Annotated in this window: 1 protein-coding gene and 1 pseudogene; both read left to right on the forward strand. The window is 69.9% G+C overall.

Annotated features, from left to right (window positions below; all coding sequences use genetic code 11):
• A pseudogene (locus D7V88_RS41890) lies at positions 1–189 on the forward strand (GspE/PulE/PilB domain-containing protein); the annotation flags it as partial.
• Between the two features lie 9 nt (positions 190–198).
• Positions 199–844, forward strand: a 646-nt coding sequence (locus D7V88_RS41895; protein ID WP_504815107.1) for a cyclic di-GMP-binding domain-containing protein, MshE-related, incomplete at its 3' end; no start/stop codon positions are given.

The raw sequence follows: 844 nt of genomic DNA on the forward strand, positions 1-844 counted from the left end.
CCCGCGGCCCGTCCGGCGGCCCCCGCGGAGGCGCCCCGTTCGGCGGCCTCCGGCAGTCCCGCGGAGCTGCTCAAGAGCGTGGAAGAGGTCCAGCGCAAGGAGGTCGCGGCGCTCAAGGCCATGGTGGAGCTGCTCATCGAGAAGGGCGTTTTTTCCCGCGAGGAATACCTCGCCAAGGTCAAGCGGTAGCCAGCGGCCATGCGCAAGAAGATTGGTGAACTCCTCGTCCAGGCCGGAGTGGTCACGGACGAGCAGGTGAAGCAGGCCCTTGCCTCCGGGCGGCGCGGTCAGGGCCGCAAGCTGGGGGAAGTGTTGGTGTCCATGGGCCTGTGCACCGGCCAGGACATCGCGCGCGCGCTGGCGGCGCAGCACGAGCTGCCCTTCGTGGAGATCCCCGAGTACATCCCCCATGGGGTGTCCTCGCTGGTGTCCATGGACTTCCAGTCCGAGCACCGCGTGTTGCTCTTCGCGCTGGAGCAGGACGGCCGCAGCGAGAAGCTCCACGTGGCGGTGGAGGACCCCGGCAATCTCATGTTGGTGGATGAACTGCGCTTCCAGTTGCGCAAGCCCCTGAAGGTGTTCGTCGCTTCCTCGGACGACATGGATCAGGCGCTGGCGCGCGGCCGGGGCGAACCGCTGGACATCGTGGAGGCCGAACCCATGGATGAGATGGACGACGCGGACGATTCGCCGGACATCCTGCCGTCCCCGCCGCCCGCGCCCGCACGGTCCTCCGCGCGTCCGCCCGCGCCGCCGCCGCTGGACTGGGACCTGCCGCCCCCGCCGCCGTCCGACTCACGTCCCGACGGCGCGGACGTGCTGGAGGATCTGCTGAGCGCGAAGC

The organism is Corallococcus terminator, from assembly GCF_003611635.1.
In the GTDB taxonomy this organism is placed as follows: Bacteria; Myxococcota; Myxococcia; order Myxococcales; family Myxococcaceae; genus Corallococcus; species Corallococcus terminator.